The sequence below is a fragment of the Microbacterium sp. Leaf159 genome, assembly GCF_001423615.1.
GTDB lineage: Bacteria > Actinomycetota > Actinomycetes > Actinomycetales > Microbacteriaceae > Microbacterium.
Genome location: NZ_LMOU01000002.1, coordinates 848,124 through 866,189, shown reverse-complemented (window position 1 = coordinate 866,189; position 18,066 = coordinate 848,124). Strand labels below are relative to the sequence as shown.

Genomic DNA, 18,066 nt, shown 5'->3' with positions numbered 1-18,066 from the left:
AGCGCCGATGGTACTGCAGGGGGGACCCTGTGGGAGAGTAGGACACCGCCGGACTTCTTTTAAACAGAAAAGCCACCCAATGTTGGGTGGCTTTTCTGCGTTAACGTGCGTTCCCACGCAGACGTGTAGGCCCCCGGGCTGCACACACCGCAGGCCCGGCTCTCGCGTCAGCGTTTGAGGCGGGACTCGAGCACCGCGGCCGTCTCTATGACGGCATCCGCGAGCGTGCGCTCGTCGAGCTCGCCGCCCGCCCAGGTCACCGCGACTGCGGCGACCGGCCAGCCCGCGTGATCGCGGACGACGGCGCCGACGCTGCGCAGTCCGTCTGCCACCTCGCTGTCCTCGGTCGCATAGCCGCGCTCCCTCACAATGCGAAGCAGCTCACGCAGCTCGCTCGGCTTTCGTGGACCGAGTCCTGTGCGATCCGGGAAGGCGGACGCACTCGGATACAGCGCCCGCACCTGTTCACGGGGGAGCGCCGCAAGCATGGCCCGCCCCGAGGCGGTGAGGTGCGCGGGCAGGCGGACGCCGACATCCGTGACGAGAGCCTGCCTCCGTGGCGCGCGCTCCTCGACGATGTAGAGCACATCGCCGCCACTCATCACCGCCAGGTGCGTGCTTTCGCCGAGAAGATCCGACAGGGCGGCGACGAGTGGCCGCCCGATCCGCGCGAGCGGCTGCTGGCGCGCGTATCCGCCGGCGAGCTCGAAGGCCGAGGTGCCCAGCCCCCACCGCCGATCCTCCTTCATGTGCAGGACGAAGCCGTGCGCAGCGAGGGTCGTGAGCAGGTGGTAGACGGTCGACCGGGGCAGCTCGAGCTCGCGCGCGATCGCCGACGCAGCGACGGGTGCGGGTCGCCCCGCCAGATAGCTGAGGATCCGCAGGGTGTTCTGGGCCGCAGGCACCTGGGCGGCGGTCTCCGCATTGTCTGGGATCACAGACACAGGATCCCACGATCGCCTGTCGCGCGCGACCCGTCGGGTGTGGAATCGACACATGAGCGAACTGCCTTCCGTCCTCGTCGGCGATGCCCCCCTGAGCCACGCCGATGTCGTCGCGGTCGCCCGACACGGCGCCCCGGTCACCATCAGCCCCGAGGCCCTCGTCCGGGTTGCCGAGACACGCCGTGTCATCGACGGCCTCGCGGCCGACCCGCACCCGCACTACGGGGTGTCCACCGGGTTCGGCGCACTCGCCACGACCTTCATCGCGCCCGACCGCCGCTTGCAGTTGCAGGCGAGCCTGATCCGCTCCCACGCGGCCGGCACCGGCGCAGAGGTCGAGCGCGAGGTCGTGCGCGGTCTTCAGCTTCTCCGGCTGCAGACGCTCTCGTCCGGCCGCACGGGCGTCCGCCCCGTCGTAGTCGAGACGTATGCGGGTCTGCTCAACGCGGGGATCACCCCGGTCGTGCGCGAGTACGGTTCGCTCGGATGCTCGGGCGATCTCGCCCCGCTCGCCCACATCGCGCTCGCGACGATGGGCGAGGGTGACGTCCGCGACGCCGAGGCCACGCTCATCCCGGCATCCGATGCTCTGGCCGCCGCCGGCATCGAGCCGCTCACTCTCGTCGAGAAGGAGGGGCTCGCCCTCATCAACGGCACCGACGGCATGCTCGGGATGCTCGTGCTGGCGCTGCACGATCTCGATGAGCTGCTGCTCACTGCCGATATGGCCGCGGCGATGTCGGTCGAGTCGCAGATGGGAACGGATGCCGTCTTCGCCGCCGACCTCATGGCGATGCGGCCCCAGGCGGGGCAGGCCGTCTCGGCAGCCCACCTGCGCTCCTTCCTCGGCGACTCGCCCATCGTGCACAGCCACAAGGGCCCGGAGGATGGCCGCGTGCAGGACGCCTACTCGCTGCGCTGCTCGCCGCAGGTGCACGGAACCGCGCGCGACACCATGGGCTACGCGTCGACGATCGCCGACCGTGAACTCGCGAGCGTGATCGACAACCCCGTGATCACCGTCGACGGCCGCATCGAATCCAACGGAAACTTCCACGGAGCGCCGGTCGCTGCTGTCCTCGACTTCCTCGCGATCTCGGTCGCCGACGTCGCCTCGATCTCGGAGCGTCGTACCGATCGCGCCCTCGACCCCGCGCGCAGCCACGGCCTGCCGCCCTTCCTCGCCGATGAGGTCGGTGTCGACTCGGGTCTGATGATCGCGCAGTACGCCGCGGCGGGGATCGTGTCGGAGCTCAAGCGCCTCGCCGTTCCGGCATCCGTTGACTCCATCCCGTCGTCGGCCATGCAGGAGGACCACGTGTCGATGGGGTGGGCGGCGGCTCGCAAGCTCCGCCGCGCGATCGACGGACTGGGCCGGGTGCTCGCGATCGAGATCCTCACCGGAGCCCGCGCCCTCGACCTGCGCGCGCCGCTGCAGGCGGGTCCTGCGACCGGCGCCGTGCGTGATCTTGTCCGCACCGTCGCGGCGGGTCCCGGACCCGACCGCTTCCTCTCACCAGACCTGGAGGCCGTGACCGCACTCGTGCAGTCCGGCGCCGTCGCCCGCATCGCAAAGGAGCACGCGAATGACTGACACCACGACCCCCGAATCGACCGCGACCCCCGGATCCACGCCGCCCGCCGGACCCCGCACGGTCCGCGCCGCCCGCGGCAACCAGCGCACCGCCAAGAGCTGGGGTGCGGAAGCGGCGAAGCGGATGCTCATGAACAACCTCGATCCCGAGGTCGCCGAGCACCCTGAGGACCTCGTGGTGTACGGCGGCACCGGAAAGGCGGCTCGCAGCTGGGAGGCGTACGACGCGATCGTCCGCACGCTCGACGAACTGGAACCCGACGAGACTCTGCTCGTGCAGTCGGGAAAGCCCGTCGGCGTCTTCCGCACGCACGAGTGGGCGCCTCGCGTGCTGATCGCCAACTCGAACCTCGTGGGCGATTGGGCGACCTGGCCCGAGTTCCGCAAGCTCGAAGAGCTCGGTCTGATCATGTACGGCCAGATGACCGCCGGGTCGTGGATCTACATCGGAACCCAGGGCATTCTGCAGGGCACCTATGAGACGTTCTCGGCCGTCGCCCGCTCGCTCGGCCGGGACTCGCTCAAGGGCACGCTGACCCTCACCGGCGGCGCCGGTGGCATGGGCGGCGCGCAGCCGCTCGCCGTCACGCTCAACGACGGGGTCGTGCTGATCGTCGATGTCGACGAGTCGCGCCTCGCACGCCGGGTGCAGCACGGATACCTCGACGAGTACACGACCGACCTCGATGCAGCCGTCGCCCGGGTCGTCGCAGCCAAGCAGGACGGTGAGGCGCTCTCGGTCGGCGTCGTCGGCAACGCGGCAGAGGTCTTCCCCGAGCTGCTGCGCCGGGGCGTGCCGATCGACATCGTCACCGACCAGACCAGCGCTCACGATCCGCTCGCCTACCTGCCGGTCGGCATCTCGGTCGCCGACTGGAAGGCCGAGGCCGAGCGGGATGCCGAGGAGTTCACCCGCCGCTCTCGCGAGTCGATGGCGCAGCATGTGGCGGCGATGGTCGCGTTCCAGGATGCGGGGGCCGCGGTCTTCGACTACGGCAACTCGATCCGGGCAGAGGCGCAGCTGGGCGGCTTCGACCGGGCATTCGAGTTCCCCGGCTTCGTGCCGGCGTACATCCGCCCGCAGTTCGAAGAGGGCCGTGGGCCCTTCCGCTGGGCGGCTCTCTCGGGCGACCCCGAGGACATCTACAAGACTGATCGCGCGATCGCCGAGCTCTTCCCCGACGACAAGGCCCTGCACCGGTGGCTCGAGAAAGCGGGCGAGAAAGTGCACTTCGAAGGGCTGCCCGCGCGCATCTGCTGGCTCGGATACAAGGAGCGCCACCTCGCCGGCCTCAAGTTCAACGAGATGGTGGCGTCCGGTGAGCTGGCGGCGCCGATCGTGATCGGCCGAGATCACCTCGACTCCGGATCCGTCGCGTCGCCGTACCGCGAGACCGAGGCCATGAAGGACGGCTCTGACGCCATCGCCGACTGGCCGCTGCTGAACGCGCTGCTCAACACGGCATCCGGCGCCTCGTGGGTGTCTCTGCACCACGGCGGCGGAGTCGGCATCGGGCGTTCGATCCACGCCGGCCAGGTCAGCGTCGCGGACGGCTCGGCGCTGGCCGCCGAGAAGCTCGAACGGGTGCTGACCAACGACCCGGGCACCGGAGTCATGCGTCACGTCGACGCCGGATATGAGCACGCCCGCGACATCGCCCGCGAGCGCGGGCTGAAGGTGCCGATGCTGTGAGCACCTCGCTGATCACGAACATCGGAGAGCTGACGACCAACGTCGGCTTGCCCGAGGGAGACCGCTTCGGCACGCTGCACGACGCGGCCGTGCTGATCGACGGCGGACGGATCGCCTGGGTGGGCTCGGCGGATGCCGCGCCCGTGGCCGCACCTGATGCCGACGCGATCATCGACGCCGGTGGTCGCGCGGTCATCCCCGGGTTCGTCGACAGCCACAGCCACCTCGTGTTCGGCGGAGACCGCGCCGCCGAATTCGAGGCGCGGATGGCGGGGCAGAAGTACGCCGCGGGCGGCATCCGCTCGACCGTCGCTGCGACGCGAGCGGCGAGCGACGACGAGCTGCGCGCCCGCCTGCGCGGATTCCTCGACGAGATGCTCGCGCAGGGCACCACCACGGTCGAGATCAAGAGCGGATACGGGCTCAGCGTCGCGGATGAGGAGCGCCTCGTGCGACTCGCTGCCGAGGTCACGCCGGAGGTCACGTTCCTCGGGGCGCACGTCGTTCCGGCCGAGTACGCCGACCGCGTCGACGAGTACGTCGACCTGGTCACGGGTCGGATGCTCGACGCCTGTGCTCCGCATTCGAGATGGATCGACGTGTTCTGCGAGACCGGTGCCTTCTCGGTCGAACAGTCGCGGCGCGTGCTCGAAGCCGGTGTCTCGAAGGGCCTCCTGCCCCGAGTACACGCGAGCCAGCTCGGCCCGGGCGACGGGGTGCGCCTCGCCGTCGAGCTCGGAGCCGCCTCCATCGATCACGGCACCTACCTGACCGATGCCGATATCGCCGCGCTCGCCGCCTCGGACACGGTGCTCACCCTGTTGCCCGGAGTCGAGTTCTCGACCCGGCAGCCGTATCCCGACGCGCGACGACTGATCGATGCGGGCGTCACCGTCGCGATCGCGTGCGACACGAACCCCGGTTCGAGTTTCACGTCCTCCATGCCGTTCTGCATCGCGATCGCGGTGCGCGACATGGGCATGACCCCCGCCGAAGCCGTGTGGGCGGCGACCGCCGGGGGAGCGCGGGCGCTGCGACGCGACGACGTCGGCCTGATCGCGGTGGGAGCGCGCGCAGACCTCGTGCTGTTGAAGGCACCGACGCGCATCCATCTCGCGTATCGGCCGGGAGTTCCGCTCGTCGAGCAGGTGTGGAAGGACGGAGTCGCGGTCTTCGCGGCACCGTCGAAGGCACGAGGAACGGAGAACCGTGGCTCTCTCGCATGATGATCTCTGGCCGCGCGCCGGATCCTGGCCCGCCTTCGCCGCCGGAGACGACGCGGATGCCGTGCTGCTCGGCGTTCCGACCTGGCGTACCTCGTTGTCGCCGACCGGCGCCCATGCGACGCCCGCGGCGATCCGGGAGGTGCTGACCCGGTACAGCGCGACGCTGATGGGTCCGCCGGTCGTCGATCTCGGCGAGGCGCTGCGCGTGCTCGACGCCGGGGATGTGGCCGAACCCGACGGCGAGGATGGCACCGCGGCGAGCGTCGCGCGCGTGCACGAGCTCGCCGAATCCGCGCGTCTCGTGATCGCGCTCGGGGGCGACAACGCGCTGACCTACCCGGTCGCGCGAGGAGCGGGGGCCACCGGGCTGATCACGATCGATGCGCACTTCGACCTGCGCGACGGCATCTCGAACGGGTCGCCTGTGCGGCGATTGATCGAGGACGCCCCCGACGGCGAGCGGATCGACCCGACACGGATCGTCCAGATCGGCATCGCGGACTTCGCGAACTCCGCCGCCTACGCGGCGCGGGCCGCCGAGTGGGGAATCCGTGTGATCACCCTCGACGAGGTCAGGCGCCGGGGCATCGACGACGTCGTCGCCGAGGCGACGCGCATCGCGGGAGCCGCCGCCGCCGCTCGCATCCATCTCGATGTCGACGTCGACGCCACCGATCGGGCCGCGGCGCCCGGGTGCCCGGCGAGCGTTCCCGGCGGTTTCGCGGCGTGGGAGCTGCGCGCGCTCGTCCGCTCGATCGTCACGGATCCGCGCGTCGTCAGTGCAGACATCGCCGAGGTCGACGCGACCGCCGATACCGACGACATGCGCACCGTCAGGCTCGCGGCCCTCTGTGTGCTCGAGATGCTCGCGGCCCTCGCCGCGCGCTGACGGCCTCTCAGTCGCCGAGCGTCCACGACGCTCGGCGTCGTCGCGACCCCATCACCATGAAGGTCAGGAGACCGGCCAGGCCCAGGAGGCAGAAGGTCCCCAGCGTGAGCCGGATGCTCGGTGCCCACCCCCACAGCTGCATCGACGGATCCATGAGCCCGAACATGCCGTTGAGCAGCAGGAATCCCGCTCCCGCGCCGAGCAGACCGGCGAGAGCCACGAGCAGCCACAGCATCCGGCGCGTCCAGGATCGCGGGGCGAACTGGTCTGCGTAGTGCTCGGGCGAACCGAACGCCTCGAGCGGATCCTCGCCGGATTCCGCGAGGTGGCTCCGCACCTCCCGGACGATGAGATCCACCTCATCGCTCGGCACGTCGCGCAGCTCGAGCTCGTCTTCGAGAGCCGTGCCGTAGTCGTCGTCTCGTGTGCCGCTCATCGTGACTCCTTCGTGTCGCCGAGGACTGCCATCGTCCTGGTGGTGAAATCCGCCCAGGCAGCCCGGTGCTCATCCAGCGCATGTCGGCCCGCGTCTGTCATCGAGTAGTACTTGCGCCCAGGCCCTCCGGCTCCGTCCTGCCAGGTCGACGCGAGCGAGCCGTCCTGTTCGAGCCGGGCGAGCAGCGGATAGAGCGTGCTCCCCTTGACGGTGCCGAATCCGGCCGCCGCGAGACGCTGCGCGATCAGGTAGCCATAGGCATCCTCGTCACTGACGAGTGCGAGCACGGCGCCCGGAAGTGCGGCCCGTATCCACTCGCTGGGCCACTGCGTCGAATCCATGACTAGATCATGGCACGGACTAGTCCGAATCTCTACCTATCGGGTGCTGAGGCCCGCGACGCACGTCTGCGGATGATTCAGAAGGACGGCGCGACTCAGAAGAACAGCATGGCCTTGTAGGCGATGATCGACGAGACCACGCAGAGGACGATGATGAGCGCCGTCGCAGCCAGCGGCACCACCCAGACCTTCGGGCGTCGGCGCAGCAGGACGATGAGCGCCAGGCTTGCGAACTGGATGATCGCGGTGGCGATCATGAACCCTTGGAAGTTGTAGCCGAGGAGGTCCCAGTCGCAGTTCGGCGCGCAACCCGGTGTCGAGATCCCGAGGAATCCCACCCAGAACACCGCTGCCATCGCGGCGAGGAGTTGAAGGCTCCACGCGACGAGGCTCGCCCAGTACTCGGGGGCCGGTCGAGGTCGGAGTCCGAGGCCGATGGCGGTTGCGATACCGAGTGCAAGCAGGGCGATCAGCGCGGCCGTACCGAAGAGCGCGTTCACGCGCCGGTTCTCTCACGCAGGGTCCTTGGCCGTCGATCCTGACGCGGCCTCTGGCGGATGATCGTGTCGGGACCGACCGCGCGGATGGTCGCCGCGGCGAGCAGCCCCACGGGCGGGATGAGGTTGAGGCTCAGCCCGGGTTGCAGCACGGTCGCGACGATCAGCAGGACTGTCGCGACGATCCCCAGAATCCACGAGAGCGGCCCCGTAGGCACAAGGCTCAGCAGACCCACTGTCACGCCGAGCACGCTGACGAGGGCCGCGGGGCCGACCGCCTCCAGCCAGTACTCCGCGCCCGTCATCGGTGCGTACTGATCCTGAACATTCGTCGTCGACCCGTACCAGGTCAGCCCGAGGACCCACGCGGCGGACACGGCTGCGAGAATCACGAGCGCCGGACGCGCCTGTCGCGAGGGGCGGACGAGCAGAGCGATGAGGCAGCCGGAGAGCACGACAGCGAGCCACCCGATGGCGAGGATGCCTGCGATGGCGAGGTATCCGATACCGTCGCTGCAGATCCAGGTGCCCGCTCCCTCGGAGCCCGGCGGCTGCATCCCGCAGTTGTGGTGCAACTGGTCCCGCACGAGATCCAGGGCGGAGCCGGCGAGGACGAAGGCGACGACGCCGCTGACCAGCACAGACAACGCTGCGAGGGCCCGCTGCCACGGACGCCTGCCTGTTCGCCTGCGTCCTGAGCTGGTGGATGCGTCATCGGCGGCCATAGGTGAGGACCCTAGCAACTGCACCTGATGCGGGGCCGGCGGACTACGCGCCGGGGAACCGGGGATCGCGGGAGTAGTCCTGTCTCCGAAGGTCGAGCGCTGCGGCGACCTGTTCAGGAGCATCGTCGCCGATGAGCACGCGCAGGGGCCCGTCATCGGAGTCGACGTGAGCGAGGATCGCGGCTGCGGCATCCGTCGGTGTCGTGCCGCCGGCCGACTCGCCCTGGGGCCACGGAACCTCGGCTGTGCCGAACAGCTCCATCCGCTGCGCGTCGTAGACGTCGGATGGCGAACTGAACCGCATGCTCGGCCCTGCCCACGCGGTGTCGAGCCCGCCCGGTTCGATCAGGGACACGCGGATGCCGAAGCGTGCCACCTCGGCGGCCATGGCCTCGCTGAACCCTTCCAACCCCCACTTCGTGGAGTTGTAGAGCCCGAGCATCGGCATCGTGCCGACCGCGCCGACGGTCGAGATCTGCACGATGTGTCCGCCGCCCTGCTCGCGCATGATCGGGATGACTGCTTGGCTGAGCCAGAGCGGACCGAACAGGTTCGTGTCCATGATCGAGCGGATGTCGTCCTCTGAGGCTTCTTCGACGGAGCCGATCAGTCCGTAGCCGGCGTTGTTCACGAGCACGTCGATGCGCCCGAGATGTTCGACCGCGCGGCGAACGGTGTCGCGCGCGGCGCGACGGTCGCGGACGTCGAGAGCCATGACGGTCAGGCGGTCGTGCGCGGGCAGCTCATGCTCGCCGCGGACCGTCGCCACGACGGTGTGCCCCGCCTCGAGTGCGGCCTCGGTGAGAGCGCGTCCGAGCCCGCGGCCTGCGCCCGTGATCATCCAGATCTGAGGTGAAGTCATGGGGCGATCGTACTTCCCGCGCGTGCGCTGACGCGGGTGCACGGAGACCGGGACGTCAGACCCCGGGGATCAGCAGATGGGCGATCGTGAAGATCGCGAGACCCGCGAGGGCGCCCACGAAGGTGCCGTTGAGGCGGATGTACTGCAGGTCGCGGCCCACCATGAGCTCGATCTTCTCGGTCGTCTCGACCGGGTCCCAGCGCTCGACGGTGTCGGTGATGATCGACGCGATGTCGTGGCGGTAGCGGTCGACGAGGAACACCGCGGCATCCGACACCCAGGTGTCGACGCGGTGCTGCAGCGCGGCATCCGTCGTCAGCCTGTCGCCGACCTCCTGCAGAGCCTGAGCCGCACGCACGCGCAGCCCGCTCTCGGGGTCGGCGAGGGCGGTGAGGAGTCCGTTCTTGGCCGTGTTCCACGCCTCGGCCGCGAGGGCGCCCACGCGGGGGCTGTCGAACAGCGAGGCCTTGGCGTTCTCGAGCTTGGCCCTGGTCGCGGGGTCGTTCTGCAGGCTGTCGGCGAGGCGGGCGAGGTAGCCGTCGACGGCGATGCGGGCCGGATGCTTCGGATCGGCCTGCACGGCGCGTACGAACTTGACCGCCTCGTTGTAGGCGGTGTCGTCGACGAAGCGGTGCGCGAGCTTCGGCACCCACCCGGGGAGCCGCCGCGAGATGAGCCCCGAGAACGACTCGGCGTTGGCATCCAGCCAGCGGGCGATGCTGTCGGCCGCGAGGTCGACCGCTCCGTGGTGAGCATCCGCTTCGACGATCTTCTCGAGCCAGGCTCCAGCCGGCGGACCCCATTCGGGCGAGACGAGGTGCTCGCGGGCGAGATCGGTGATGAGGTCGCGCACGTCGTCGTCGCTCAGGGCGTTGAGCACGGCGGTCGCGATCGTCGCTCCCTCGGCGCCGACACGCTCGGCGTGGGCCGGCTCGCGCAGCCATTCGCCGGCGCGCTTCGCGATGGCGGTGCTGGCGAGCTTGGTGCGCACGACGCTCGCTTCGAGGAAGTTCGTCTCGACGAACTCGCCCAGCGTACGGCCGATCTCGTCCTTGCGGTTCGGGATGATCGCGGTGTGCGGGATGGGCAGACCCAACGGCCTGCGGAAGAGCGCTGTCACGGCGAACCAGTCGGCGAGAGCACCCACCATGCCGCCTTCGGCGGCGGCGCGCACGTAGCCGAGCCACGGCTGCCGCTCCTGGAACGCGAACGCGATCACGAACACGACCGCCATGAAGATGAGTGCTCCGAGAGCCACCGCCTTCATCCGGCGGAGGGCGCGAAGTCGTTCCTGGTCTGCGGGCGACAGAAGCGCCATCGGGGTTCGCGGCATGACGTCATCCTTTCATGCGTTGCTCGGTCAGATCCCATTCCGGAATGGCGGGTAGCTGGCGTGCGGGGGAGCCAATCTTGTGGGGTAGTCCCGCTACCGTCCGAGACGAGGTACGTCGTGTTCACCATCACTGCTCGAGAGCTCAAGCGATCAGTCGCGCGCGCTTTGCGTATCGCCGACGATCAGCTCGTGATGATCACGAAGCGCGGCGAGCCCGCCTACGTTCTGCTGAGCATCGGTGGATACGAACGGCTCCGGTCGCCAACTCCGGCGAAGGCCTCGCGGTCTTTCATCGATGTCATCCCGCCACTTCCTGACGGGGTCGATCCAGACCTGTTCGGCCAGATCATGGATGAGATCGCCATCGACCGGTCGCGTGACTTCGGACGGGAGGCCGACCTCGGACTCGCTGTCCTCAACCCGTTCTCGGGCTGACCGAGGCAGGACCCGAGTACCCTCGAAGCGTGATCGAAGACATCAAGAAGCGTGCCCTGCACCGCACCAGCATCCTCGAGGGTCAGATGCGCGGCGTCGCGCGGATGATCGAGAACGAGGAGTACTGCATGGACATCATCACGCAGTCCCGGGCGATCCAGCGCTCACTGGAGTCGTTGAACCGTCTGCTGCTCGAGAATCATCTGCGCACGCACGTGACGCACATGTTCGACGAGGGCGGGGAGGAGCGCGACAAGGCTGTCGACGAGCTTCTCAAGGCGTTCGACTTCGACCGCAAGTAGGGTCGAGCCGGTCGCGCTCCTCTCGCGTCACCGCTTTCCGTCGAAGACCTCGCCCTCCATGGCGTCGTAGCCCTCGGCCTGCGGGTCGCCGTGGGAGCCTCCCGACAGCGCGTACTCCTCCTCAGGCGAGAGCACGAGGCGGTGCCGGAAGAACAGGCCGAATCCGAGCAGGATGATTGCGTAGACGATCGCGATCGCGATGATCGCCGGCCCGAACGTCGGGTTCAGCAGGAAGCCGACGAAGATCAGAGCGGCGATCACCAGCGCGATGACCGCACCCGGGATCCCCCACGGGCTGACGTACGGACGATCGACGTTCGGGAACTTCTTGCGCAGGATGATGAACGACACGAGCTGCAGTCCGTAGGCGACGACAGCTCCCCAGACGGCGATGTTCAGCACGATCGCACCGGCCACGGTGCCCGCACCCTCGGAGTCGACGGCGGTGAGCACGTCGAGCACGATCAGGGCGATGAAGCCGATGGCGGCACCGACCGTGAGGGCTACCCACGGCGTCTGGCGCTTGCCGGTGAGCGAGAGGAAGCGCGGGTAGTACCCGGCCCGGGACAGCGAGTACATGTTGCGTCCGTAGGCGAACATGATGCCCTGCAGCGAGGCGAGCAGGCCGATGAGGGCGAAGAGTGCGAGCACAGCGGCGAGCTGGTCGCCCACGATCGCGCGGAAGCCGTCGAGCAGAGGTTCGCCCGCGGTGCCGGTGGCCTCGGCGCCGATCACGCCGGTGTTGAGGAACAGCACCAGGAGGCCGGTGACGATGAGCGTGCCGCGGGCCCAGAAGCCCGCCTTCGGGATGTCGCGGGTCGGGTTGTGCGACTCCTCCGCGGCGAGCGGCAGCTCCTCGATGCCGAGGAAGAACCACATCGCGAACGGCAGGGCGAACAGGATCGGCAGGACGCCGTGCGGAAGGAAAGCGGTCTGGCCCTCGTCGGGGACGATGTCCCACAGGGCATCCCACGAGAAGGCACCCGAGAACAGGGCCATGGCGGAGAACACCAGGATGATGCCGATCGAGATCACCGAGACGACGATCGCGAAGCGGAACGAGATCGCAGCGCCCGCAGAGTTCAGGGCGATGAAGACGACGTAGAGGATGAGGTACCAGACCCAGCCGGGAAGCTCGAGGCCGAGCAGCTCGCTCGTGATCCCGTTGGCATACGACGCCGAGAAGTAGACGATCACCGCCGTGGTGGCGACGTACTCGATGGTCTCGGCGGCCCCGGTGACGAGTCCACCCCACGGACCCATGGCCGATCGCGCGAACGAGTAGGCGCCGCCGGTGTGCGGCATCGCGGCCGCCATCTCTCCGATCGCGAAGATCATCCCGTAGTACATCGCGACGAGGATCGCGAAGGCGATGAGCATCCCCCCGAAGCCCGCGAAGTCGATGCCGAAGTTCCAGCCCGAGAAGTCGCCCGAGATCACCGCGGCGACCGCGAGACCCCACAGACCCCAGACTCCGGCCGATCTCTTCAGCGTGCGTTTCTCGAAATAATCACTCCCGGCGCGTGTATAGGTCGCTCCGGCGACCTTGCGGGATTCATTGCTCTGCTGGGACATCCGCTCTCCGTTCGCATGCGTGCAGGCGCCGGGTGCACCTTGCGGACGATTGTGACAGTCAATGGTGGTTTCGTCTACCTTTAAACGACGAGGTGATCTACTCTGAGGGCGAAGCCGGTCGGCCGATCGCTTCACCGCACGAGAACGGAGCGTCAGATGTCGGGCAACCTGAGCATCGAACAGCTGGATGCCGGCATCGCCGCCGGCGAGATCGACACGGTGATCGTGGCCTTCGCGGATGCGCAGGGGCGACTGGTCGGCAAACGCGTGTCGGCGCGGCTGTTCCAGGAGGACATCCTGGCTCACGGGGCCGAGGCCTGCGACTATCTGCTGTCGGTCGATGTTGACATGAACACGGTCGACGGCTACGCGATGTCGGGTTGGGACCGCGGCTACGGCGACATGGTGCTGAAGCCCGACGTCGAGACGATGCGCAACATCCCCTGGCTCGACGGCACCGCGTTGGTCATGGCCGACCTCGTCTGGCAGAACGGCGAGCCGGTCGGGCCCTCGCCCCGAGCGATACTCGACCGGCAGCGCGACCGTCTCGCCGAGCGGGGCTGGACCGCGTACTCGGGCACGGAGCTCGAGTTCATCGTCTTCGACAACACCTACCGCGACGCCTGGGCGCGCAAGTACGAGGGGCTGACGCCCGCGACGGACTACAACGTCGACTACAACCTGCTCGCCTCGACGCGCATGGAGCCGCTGCTGCGAGACATCCGCAACAGCATGGACGGTGCAGGGCTCTACTGCGAGGGGGTGAAGGGCGAGTGCAACTTCGGCCAGCAGGAGATCGCGTTCCGTTATGCGGAGGTGCGAGAGACCGCCGACCAGCACGCGATCTACAAGAACGGGGCGAAGGAGATCGCCGAGCAGCACGGCCAGGCGCTCACCTTCATGGCCAAGTTCAATGAGCGCGAGGGCAACAGCTGTCACATCCACCTGTCGCTGCGCGACGAGTCGGGCGCTCCCGTCATGGCCGGAGACGGCGAACACGGCTTCAGCCCGGTGATGGAGCACTGGATCGCCGGCATCCTCGCCACGCTCCGCGAGTTCACCCTGCTGCTCGCGCCGAACATCAACTCGTACAAGCGCTTCGCCAAGGGCAGCTTCGCCCCGACGGGAGTCGCCTGGGGCATCGACAACCGCACGTGCGCGCTGCGCGTGGTCGGGTCGGGCTTGGGGTTGCGCGTCGAGAACCGCGTGCCCGGGGGAGACGTGAACCCCTACCTCGCGATCTCGGCGATCATCGCGGGCGGTCTGTACGGCATCGAGAACGAGCTGCCGCTGCCCGAGCGTTTCACCGGCAACGCCTACGAGGACGCGGTCGACCATCTGCCGACGACCCTGCGCGAGGCGGCGAAGCTCTTCAGCGAGTCGACCGTCGCGCGGGCGGCGTTCGGCGACGACGTGGTCGAGCACTACCTGAACCAGGCCCGCATCGAGGTGGAAGCCTACGATGCCGCCGTCACCGACTGGGAGCGCATCCGTGGCTTCGAGCGCCTCTGACCCCGCGCCGCTGATCGGCGTCACGACCTACCTCGAGCGCGCGCAGCAGGGGGTGTGGGATGTCAGGGCGGCGTTCCTGCCCGAGCAGTACCTCACGAGCGTGACCTCGGTCGGCGGCATCGCGCTGCTTCTCCCGCCGCAGGATCCGGATGCTGCGGATGCCGCCATCTCGGGCATGGACGGCCTCGTGCTCTCCGGCGGCGCCGACGTCGCCCCCGAGCTGTACGGCGAGGACCGGCATCCGCTCACCGACCCCGCCCGCGTCGACCGCGACGCGTGGGAGATCGCGCTGTTCCAGGCGGCGGAGCGCCGCGGTGTCCCGGTGCTCGCGATCTGCCGTGGTCTGCAGCTCGTGAACGTCGCCCGCGGCGGCACCCTGCAGCAGCACCTGCCCGAATCGCTCGGCACCGAGAAGTACCGCATCGGCGGGGGTGTCTTCGCCGAGAACGACGTCGAGGTGTCGACCGAGACGCCACTCGCCGAGATCATCGGCGAGACCGAGATGCGGGTGCACAGCTACCACCACCAGGGCGTCGATCGCCTGGGTGAGGGTCTCGTCGCCGCAGCGCACTCCGACGATGGACTCGTGCAGGCCTTCGTCGACACGTCGGCCGGCCACATCGTCGGCGTCCAATGGCACCCCGAGGAGAACGCCGAGGATCGGCGACTCTTCACAGATCTCGTCTCACAGGCCCGTGCGTTCGCCGCACGGCGGAAGGAGGACGCCCGATGAGCGCGTTCACAGTCATCAACCCGTCGACCGGTGCGGCGATCCGCGAGATCGCACGGGCCGACATCGGTGAGACGGATGCCGCGATCGCTCGTGCCGTCGCGGCGCAGCGCCGGTGGGCGGCGCTCGCCCCTGTCGCGCGGGCCGAGGCGCTGCGTGCATTCGCGCGCACGGTCGAGGCCGCCGCGGAAGAGCTCGCACAGCTCGAGGTGCTCAACTCCGGGCATCCGATCGGCTCCGCGCGTTGGGAAGCAGGTCACGTCGCGCAGGTGCTCAACTACTACTCGGCCGACCCCGAGCGGCTGTCCGGCCGACAGATCCCGGTGGCGGGCGGACTCGACGTCACCTTCCACGATCCGTACGGAGTGGTCGGCGTCATCGTGCCGTGGAACTTCCCGATGACGATCGCGGCGTGGGCGTTCGCGCCGGCGCTCGCCGCAGGCAACGCGGTGGTGCTGAAGCCGGCCGAGCTCACGCCTCTCACAGCCATCCGCCTCGGCGAGCTCGCCCTCGAGGCGGGCCTTCCTGAAGGGCTGTTCGAGGTCGTCACCGGCTCCGGTTCGGTCGTCGGGCAGCGGCTCGTCGAGCATCCGGACGTTCGCAAGGTCGTGTTCACCGGATCGACCGAGGTCGGCATCGAGGTCGCCGCCGGATGCGCCAGGGCGCTCAAGCCGGTCACCCTCGAGCTCGGCGGCAAGAGCGCCAACATCGTCTTCGCGGACGCCGATCTCGACAAGGCGGTGGCGGCTGTTCCGGGGTCGGTGTTCGACAACGCGGGGCAGGACTGCTGCGCCCGCAGCCGACTGCTCGTGCAGCGCTCGGTGTACGACCGGTTCCTCGAACTGCTCGAGCCGGCGGTCAAGGCCTGGCGCGTGGGCGACCCGTCGAGCGCCGACACCGATATGGGCCCGCTGATCTCTGCCGCGCACCGCGACACCGTGTCGGGGTTCCTCGACGACGCAGACATCGCGTTCCGGGGCAGCGCACCCGAGGGCGACGGATTCTGGTTCGCCCCCGCCGTGGTGCTCGCCGATCCCTCTGACCGGATCGCACAGCAGGAGGTGTTCGGCCCGGTCGTCGCGGTCATGCCGTTCGAGGATGAGGCCGATGCGATCCGTCTCGCGAACGACACCGCCTACGGACTCGCCGGATCGATCTGGACCGAGAGCCTCGGCCGCGCCGTGCGCGTCTCGCGCGGAGTGGAGAGCGGCGTGCTGTCGGTGAACTCGCACTCGTCGGTGCGATACGCGACGCCGTTCGGCGGAATGAAGGCCTCGGGTCTCGGGCGTGAGCTCGGACCCGACGCCGCCGAGCACTTCACCGAGACGAAGAACGTCTTCTTCGCGACCGACGACTGATCACGCACACAGATTCCCGCATCCCCACCCTGCAACGGAGAACACACATGACCATCGATCTGACCCAGCGCCTCAAGGACCGCGTCGCCATCATCACCGGAGGCGCGAGCGGCATCGGCTTCGCCACCGCCCAGCGCTTCGCCGCCGAGGGCGCGTTCGTCGTCATCGCCGACGTCGATCCGGCCACGGGCGAAGCGGCCGCGGCCGAGGTGGGCGGTGCGTTCCGTCCGGTCGACGTCGCCGACGAGACCAAGGTCAACGCGCTCTTCGACGGGGTCGCGGCGGAGTTCGGTCGCATCGACATCGCCTTCAACAACGCGGGCATCTCACCCGCCGACGACGACTCGATCGAGACGACCGAGCTGCCGGCCTGGGATCGTGTGCAGGACGTCAATCTCAAGAGCGTGTACCTCTGCAGTCGAGCGGCGCTTCGCCACATGGTGCCGGCGGGGCGGGGATCGATCATCAACACCGCCTCCTTCGTCGCCCTGCTGGGGTCGGCGACCTCGCAGATCAGCTACACCGCGTCGAAGGGCGGTGTGCTCGCGATGTCACGCGAGCTCGGTGTGCAGTTCGCGCGACAGGGAGTGCGCGTGAACGCCCTGTGCCCTGGACCTGTCAACACCCCGCTGCTGCAGGAGCTGTTCGCCAAGGATCCCGAGCGCGCACAGCGCCGACTCGTGCACGTGCCGATGGGGCGCTTCGCGGAGCCGTCGGAGCTCGCCGCCGCCGTGGCCTTCCTCGCCTCGGACGACTCGTCGTTCATCACCGCCAGCGCCTTCGTCGTCGACGGCGGCATCACCAACGCCTACGTCACCCCGCTGTGAAGCGGGATCATGTCGCTGTGACAGGCTGAGAAGCATGAGCGAGCACCCTTCCGACGGCGATCTCGTCGCGGTGCGCCGGGCGGTCTATCGGCCGCTGCGCCGAGGCAATGCCCTCGAGGATGCGGTCGCTCGCCTCGTGCAGACCATCCGCCTCGGCGTCGTCGCGCCGGGGGAGTCGCTGCCGCCGGAGCGTGAGCTCGCGGCATCCTTCGGCGTCAGCCGCGACACCGTCCGGGAGGCGATCCGCGAGCTCGCCGACACCGGCTATCTCGTGCCCAAGCGCGGGCGGTACGGCGGCACGTTCGTCGCCGATCCGCTGCCGCAGCCCTCTGATGCCGGACCTGTGACCGCGGCCGAGGTCGATGACGTGCTCGGACTCCGTCTCGTGCTCGAGACCGGTGCGGTGCGGGCAGCCGCGAGCCGGACGCTGGATGCCGCGACCCGCGCCGACCTGCGGGCGAGGCACGAGGCCGCACTGCCGGCCGGGCCCGAGGAGTACCGCCGCCTCGACACCCTGCTGCACCTCGCGATCGCCGAGGCAGCCGGCGTGCCGTCGCTCGTCGCGCTCGTCGCCGAGAACAGGGCCGACGTCAATGCGTGGCTCGACACCTTCCCTCTGATGCCTCGCAACATCCAGCACTCGGGGGAGCAGCACGAGCGCATCGTCAGCGCGATCCTCGCCGGGCGTCCCGACGTCGCCGAGGCCGCGATGCGCGATCACCTCGCAGGTTCCGAGGCGCTGCTGCGCGGATTCCTGATCTGAACCCGCGCAGCAGCGGCTGCACCT

The 18,066-nt window shown here is 69.0% G+C and carries 19 protein-coding genes; 11 read left to right on the top strand and 8 right to left on the bottom strand.

Translation table 11 applies throughout. The features are described 5' to 3' along the window. Window positions 1–167 precede the first annotated feature (167 nt). Window positions 168–944 (bottom strand): IclR family transcriptional regulator, encoded by a 777-nt coding sequence (locus ASF80_RS17860; RefSeq protein ID WP_056313559.1) that lies wholly within the window; start codon window positions 942–944, stop codon window positions 168–170. A gap of 52 nt (window positions 945–996) precedes the next feature. On the opposite strand from ASF80_RS17860, the gene hutH reads away from it, so the two are divergent. From hutH to ASF80_RS17840, 4 genes are read left to right on the top strand one after another with little or no spacing between them, the layout of a single operon-like run. After that, a complete protein-coding gene (gene hutH / locus ASF80_RS17855) occupies window positions 997–2,538 on the top strand; it encodes a histidine ammonia-lyase (protein WP_056313557.1) in 1,542 nt (513 codons plus the stop codon). Continuing rightward, window positions 2,531–4,231, top strand: a complete 1,701-nt coding sequence (gene hutU / locus ASF80_RS17850; RefSeq protein ID WP_056313556.1) for a urocanate hydratase — start codon at window positions 2,531–2,533, stop codon at window positions 4,229–4,231. The genes hutH and hutU overlap by 8 nt, the downstream gene beginning before the upstream one ends. Further along, a complete protein-coding gene (gene hutI / locus ASF80_RS17845) occupies window positions 4,228–5,457 on the top strand; it encodes an imidazolonepropionase (RefSeq protein ID WP_056313553.1) in 1,230 nt (409 codons plus the stop codon). Before hutU ends, hutI begins: the two co-directional genes overlap by 4 nt. Then, complete coding sequence (locus ASF80_RS17840; protein ID WP_056313550.1) at window positions 5,441–6,346, top strand: arginase family protein; 906 nt, start codon at window positions 5,441–5,443, stop codon at window positions 6,344–6,346. Before hutI ends, ASF80_RS17840 begins: the two co-directional genes overlap by 17 nt. A gap of 7 nt (window positions 6,347–6,353) precedes the next feature. On the opposite strand, the gene ASF80_RS17835 is transcribed toward ASF80_RS17840, so the two are convergent. From ASF80_RS17835 to ASF80_RS17810, 6 genes are all read right to left on the bottom strand, one after another. Continuing rightward, on the bottom strand, window positions 6,354–6,782 hold the full coding sequence (locus ASF80_RS17835) for an HAAS signaling domain-containing protein (protein WP_056313548.1): 429 nt from the start codon (window positions 6,780–6,782) through the stop codon (window positions 6,354–6,356). Then, window positions 6,779–7,123 carry a PadR family transcriptional regulator gene (locus ASF80_RS17830; protein WP_056313546.1) on the bottom strand — a complete coding sequence of 115 codons (345 nt, stop codon included), beginning with the start codon at window positions 7,121–7,123 and terminating at the stop codon, window positions 6,779–6,781. Before ASF80_RS17830 ends, ASF80_RS17835 begins: the two co-directional genes overlap by 4 nt. A 95-nt stretch (window positions 7,124–7,218) precedes the next feature. Next, window positions 7,219–7,623: a hypothetical protein gene (locus ASF80_RS17825; protein ID WP_056313543.1), complete on the bottom strand. Its 405-nt coding sequence runs from the start codon at window positions 7,621–7,623 to the stop codon at window positions 7,219–7,221. After that, complete coding sequence (locus tag ASF80_RS17820) at window positions 7,620–8,345, bottom strand: hypothetical protein (RefSeq protein ID WP_157521118.1); 726 nt, start codon at window positions 8,343–8,345, stop codon at window positions 7,620–7,622. Before ASF80_RS17820 ends, ASF80_RS17825 begins: the two co-directional genes overlap by 4 nt. 43 nt (window positions 8,346–8,388) lie before the next feature. Then, on the bottom strand, window positions 8,389–9,207 hold the full coding sequence (locus ASF80_RS17815; protein ID WP_235560045.1) for an SDR family NAD(P)-dependent oxidoreductase: 819 nt from the start codon (window positions 9,205–9,207) through the stop codon (window positions 8,389–8,391). Between the two features lie 55 nt (window positions 9,208–9,262). Beyond that, complete coding sequence (locus ASF80_RS17810) at window positions 9,263–10,540, bottom strand: DUF445 domain-containing protein (protein ID WP_056313538.1); 1,278 nt, start codon at window positions 10,538–10,540, stop codon at window positions 9,263–9,265. 117 nt (window positions 10,541–10,657) lie between these two features. Between ASF80_RS17810 and ASF80_RS17805 the strand changes: the two genes are divergently transcribed. Then, entirely contained in the window at window positions 10,658–10,975 is a 318-nt protein-coding gene (locus ASF80_RS17805) for a type II toxin-antitoxin system Phd/YefM family antitoxin (protein ID WP_056313536.1), read from the top strand. Between the two features lie 29 nt (window positions 10,976–11,004). Then, window positions 11,005–11,277 (top strand): metal-sensitive transcriptional regulator, encoded by a 273-nt coding sequence (locus ASF80_RS17800; RefSeq protein WP_042537810.1) that lies wholly within the window; start codon window positions 11,005–11,007, stop codon window positions 11,275–11,277. Between the two features lie 27 nt (window positions 11,278–11,304). Here ASF80_RS17800 and ASF80_RS17795 read toward each other — a convergent pair whose 3' ends face one another. Then, window positions 11,305–12,852 (bottom strand): amino acid permease, encoded by a 1,548-nt coding sequence (locus ASF80_RS17795; protein WP_056313534.1) that lies wholly within the window; start codon window positions 12,850–12,852, stop codon window positions 11,305–11,307. Between the two features lie 156 nt (window positions 12,853–13,008). Between ASF80_RS17795 and ASF80_RS17790 the strand changes: the two genes are divergently transcribed. From ASF80_RS17790 to ASF80_RS17770, 5 genes are read left to right on the top strand one after another with little or no spacing between them, the layout of a single operon-like run. Continuing rightward, entirely contained in the window at window positions 13,009–14,364 is a 1,356-nt protein-coding gene (locus ASF80_RS17790; protein ID WP_056313531.1) for a glutamine synthetase family protein, read from the top strand. Continuing rightward, entirely contained in the window at window positions 14,345–15,097 is a 753-nt protein-coding gene (locus ASF80_RS17785; protein ID WP_056313530.1) for a gamma-glutamyl-gamma-aminobutyrate hydrolase family protein, read from the top strand. Before ASF80_RS17790 ends, ASF80_RS17785 begins: the two co-directional genes overlap by 20 nt. Continuing rightward, the gene (locus ASF80_RS17780) at window positions 15,094–16,452 is read left to right on the top strand and encodes an aldehyde dehydrogenase family protein (RefSeq protein ID WP_056313527.1); all 1,359 of its coding nucleotides are present in this window, start codon (window positions 15,094–15,096) and stop codon (window positions 16,450–16,452) included. The genes ASF80_RS17785 and ASF80_RS17780 overlap by 4 nt, the downstream gene beginning before the upstream one ends. Window positions 16,453–16,499: 47 nt before the next feature. Next, on the top strand, window positions 16,500–17,279 hold the full coding sequence (locus ASF80_RS17775) for a 3-oxoacyl-ACP reductase (protein ID WP_056313526.1): 780 nt from the start codon (window positions 16,500–16,502) through the stop codon (window positions 17,277–17,279). Between the two features lie 34 nt (window positions 17,280–17,313). Further along, the gene (locus ASF80_RS17770; protein ID WP_056313524.1) at window positions 17,314–18,042 is read left to right on the top strand and encodes a FadR/GntR family transcriptional regulator; all 729 of its coding nucleotides are present in this window, start codon (window positions 17,314–17,316) and stop codon (window positions 18,040–18,042) included. The last annotated feature ends 24 nt before the right edge of the window (window positions 18,043–18,066 follow it).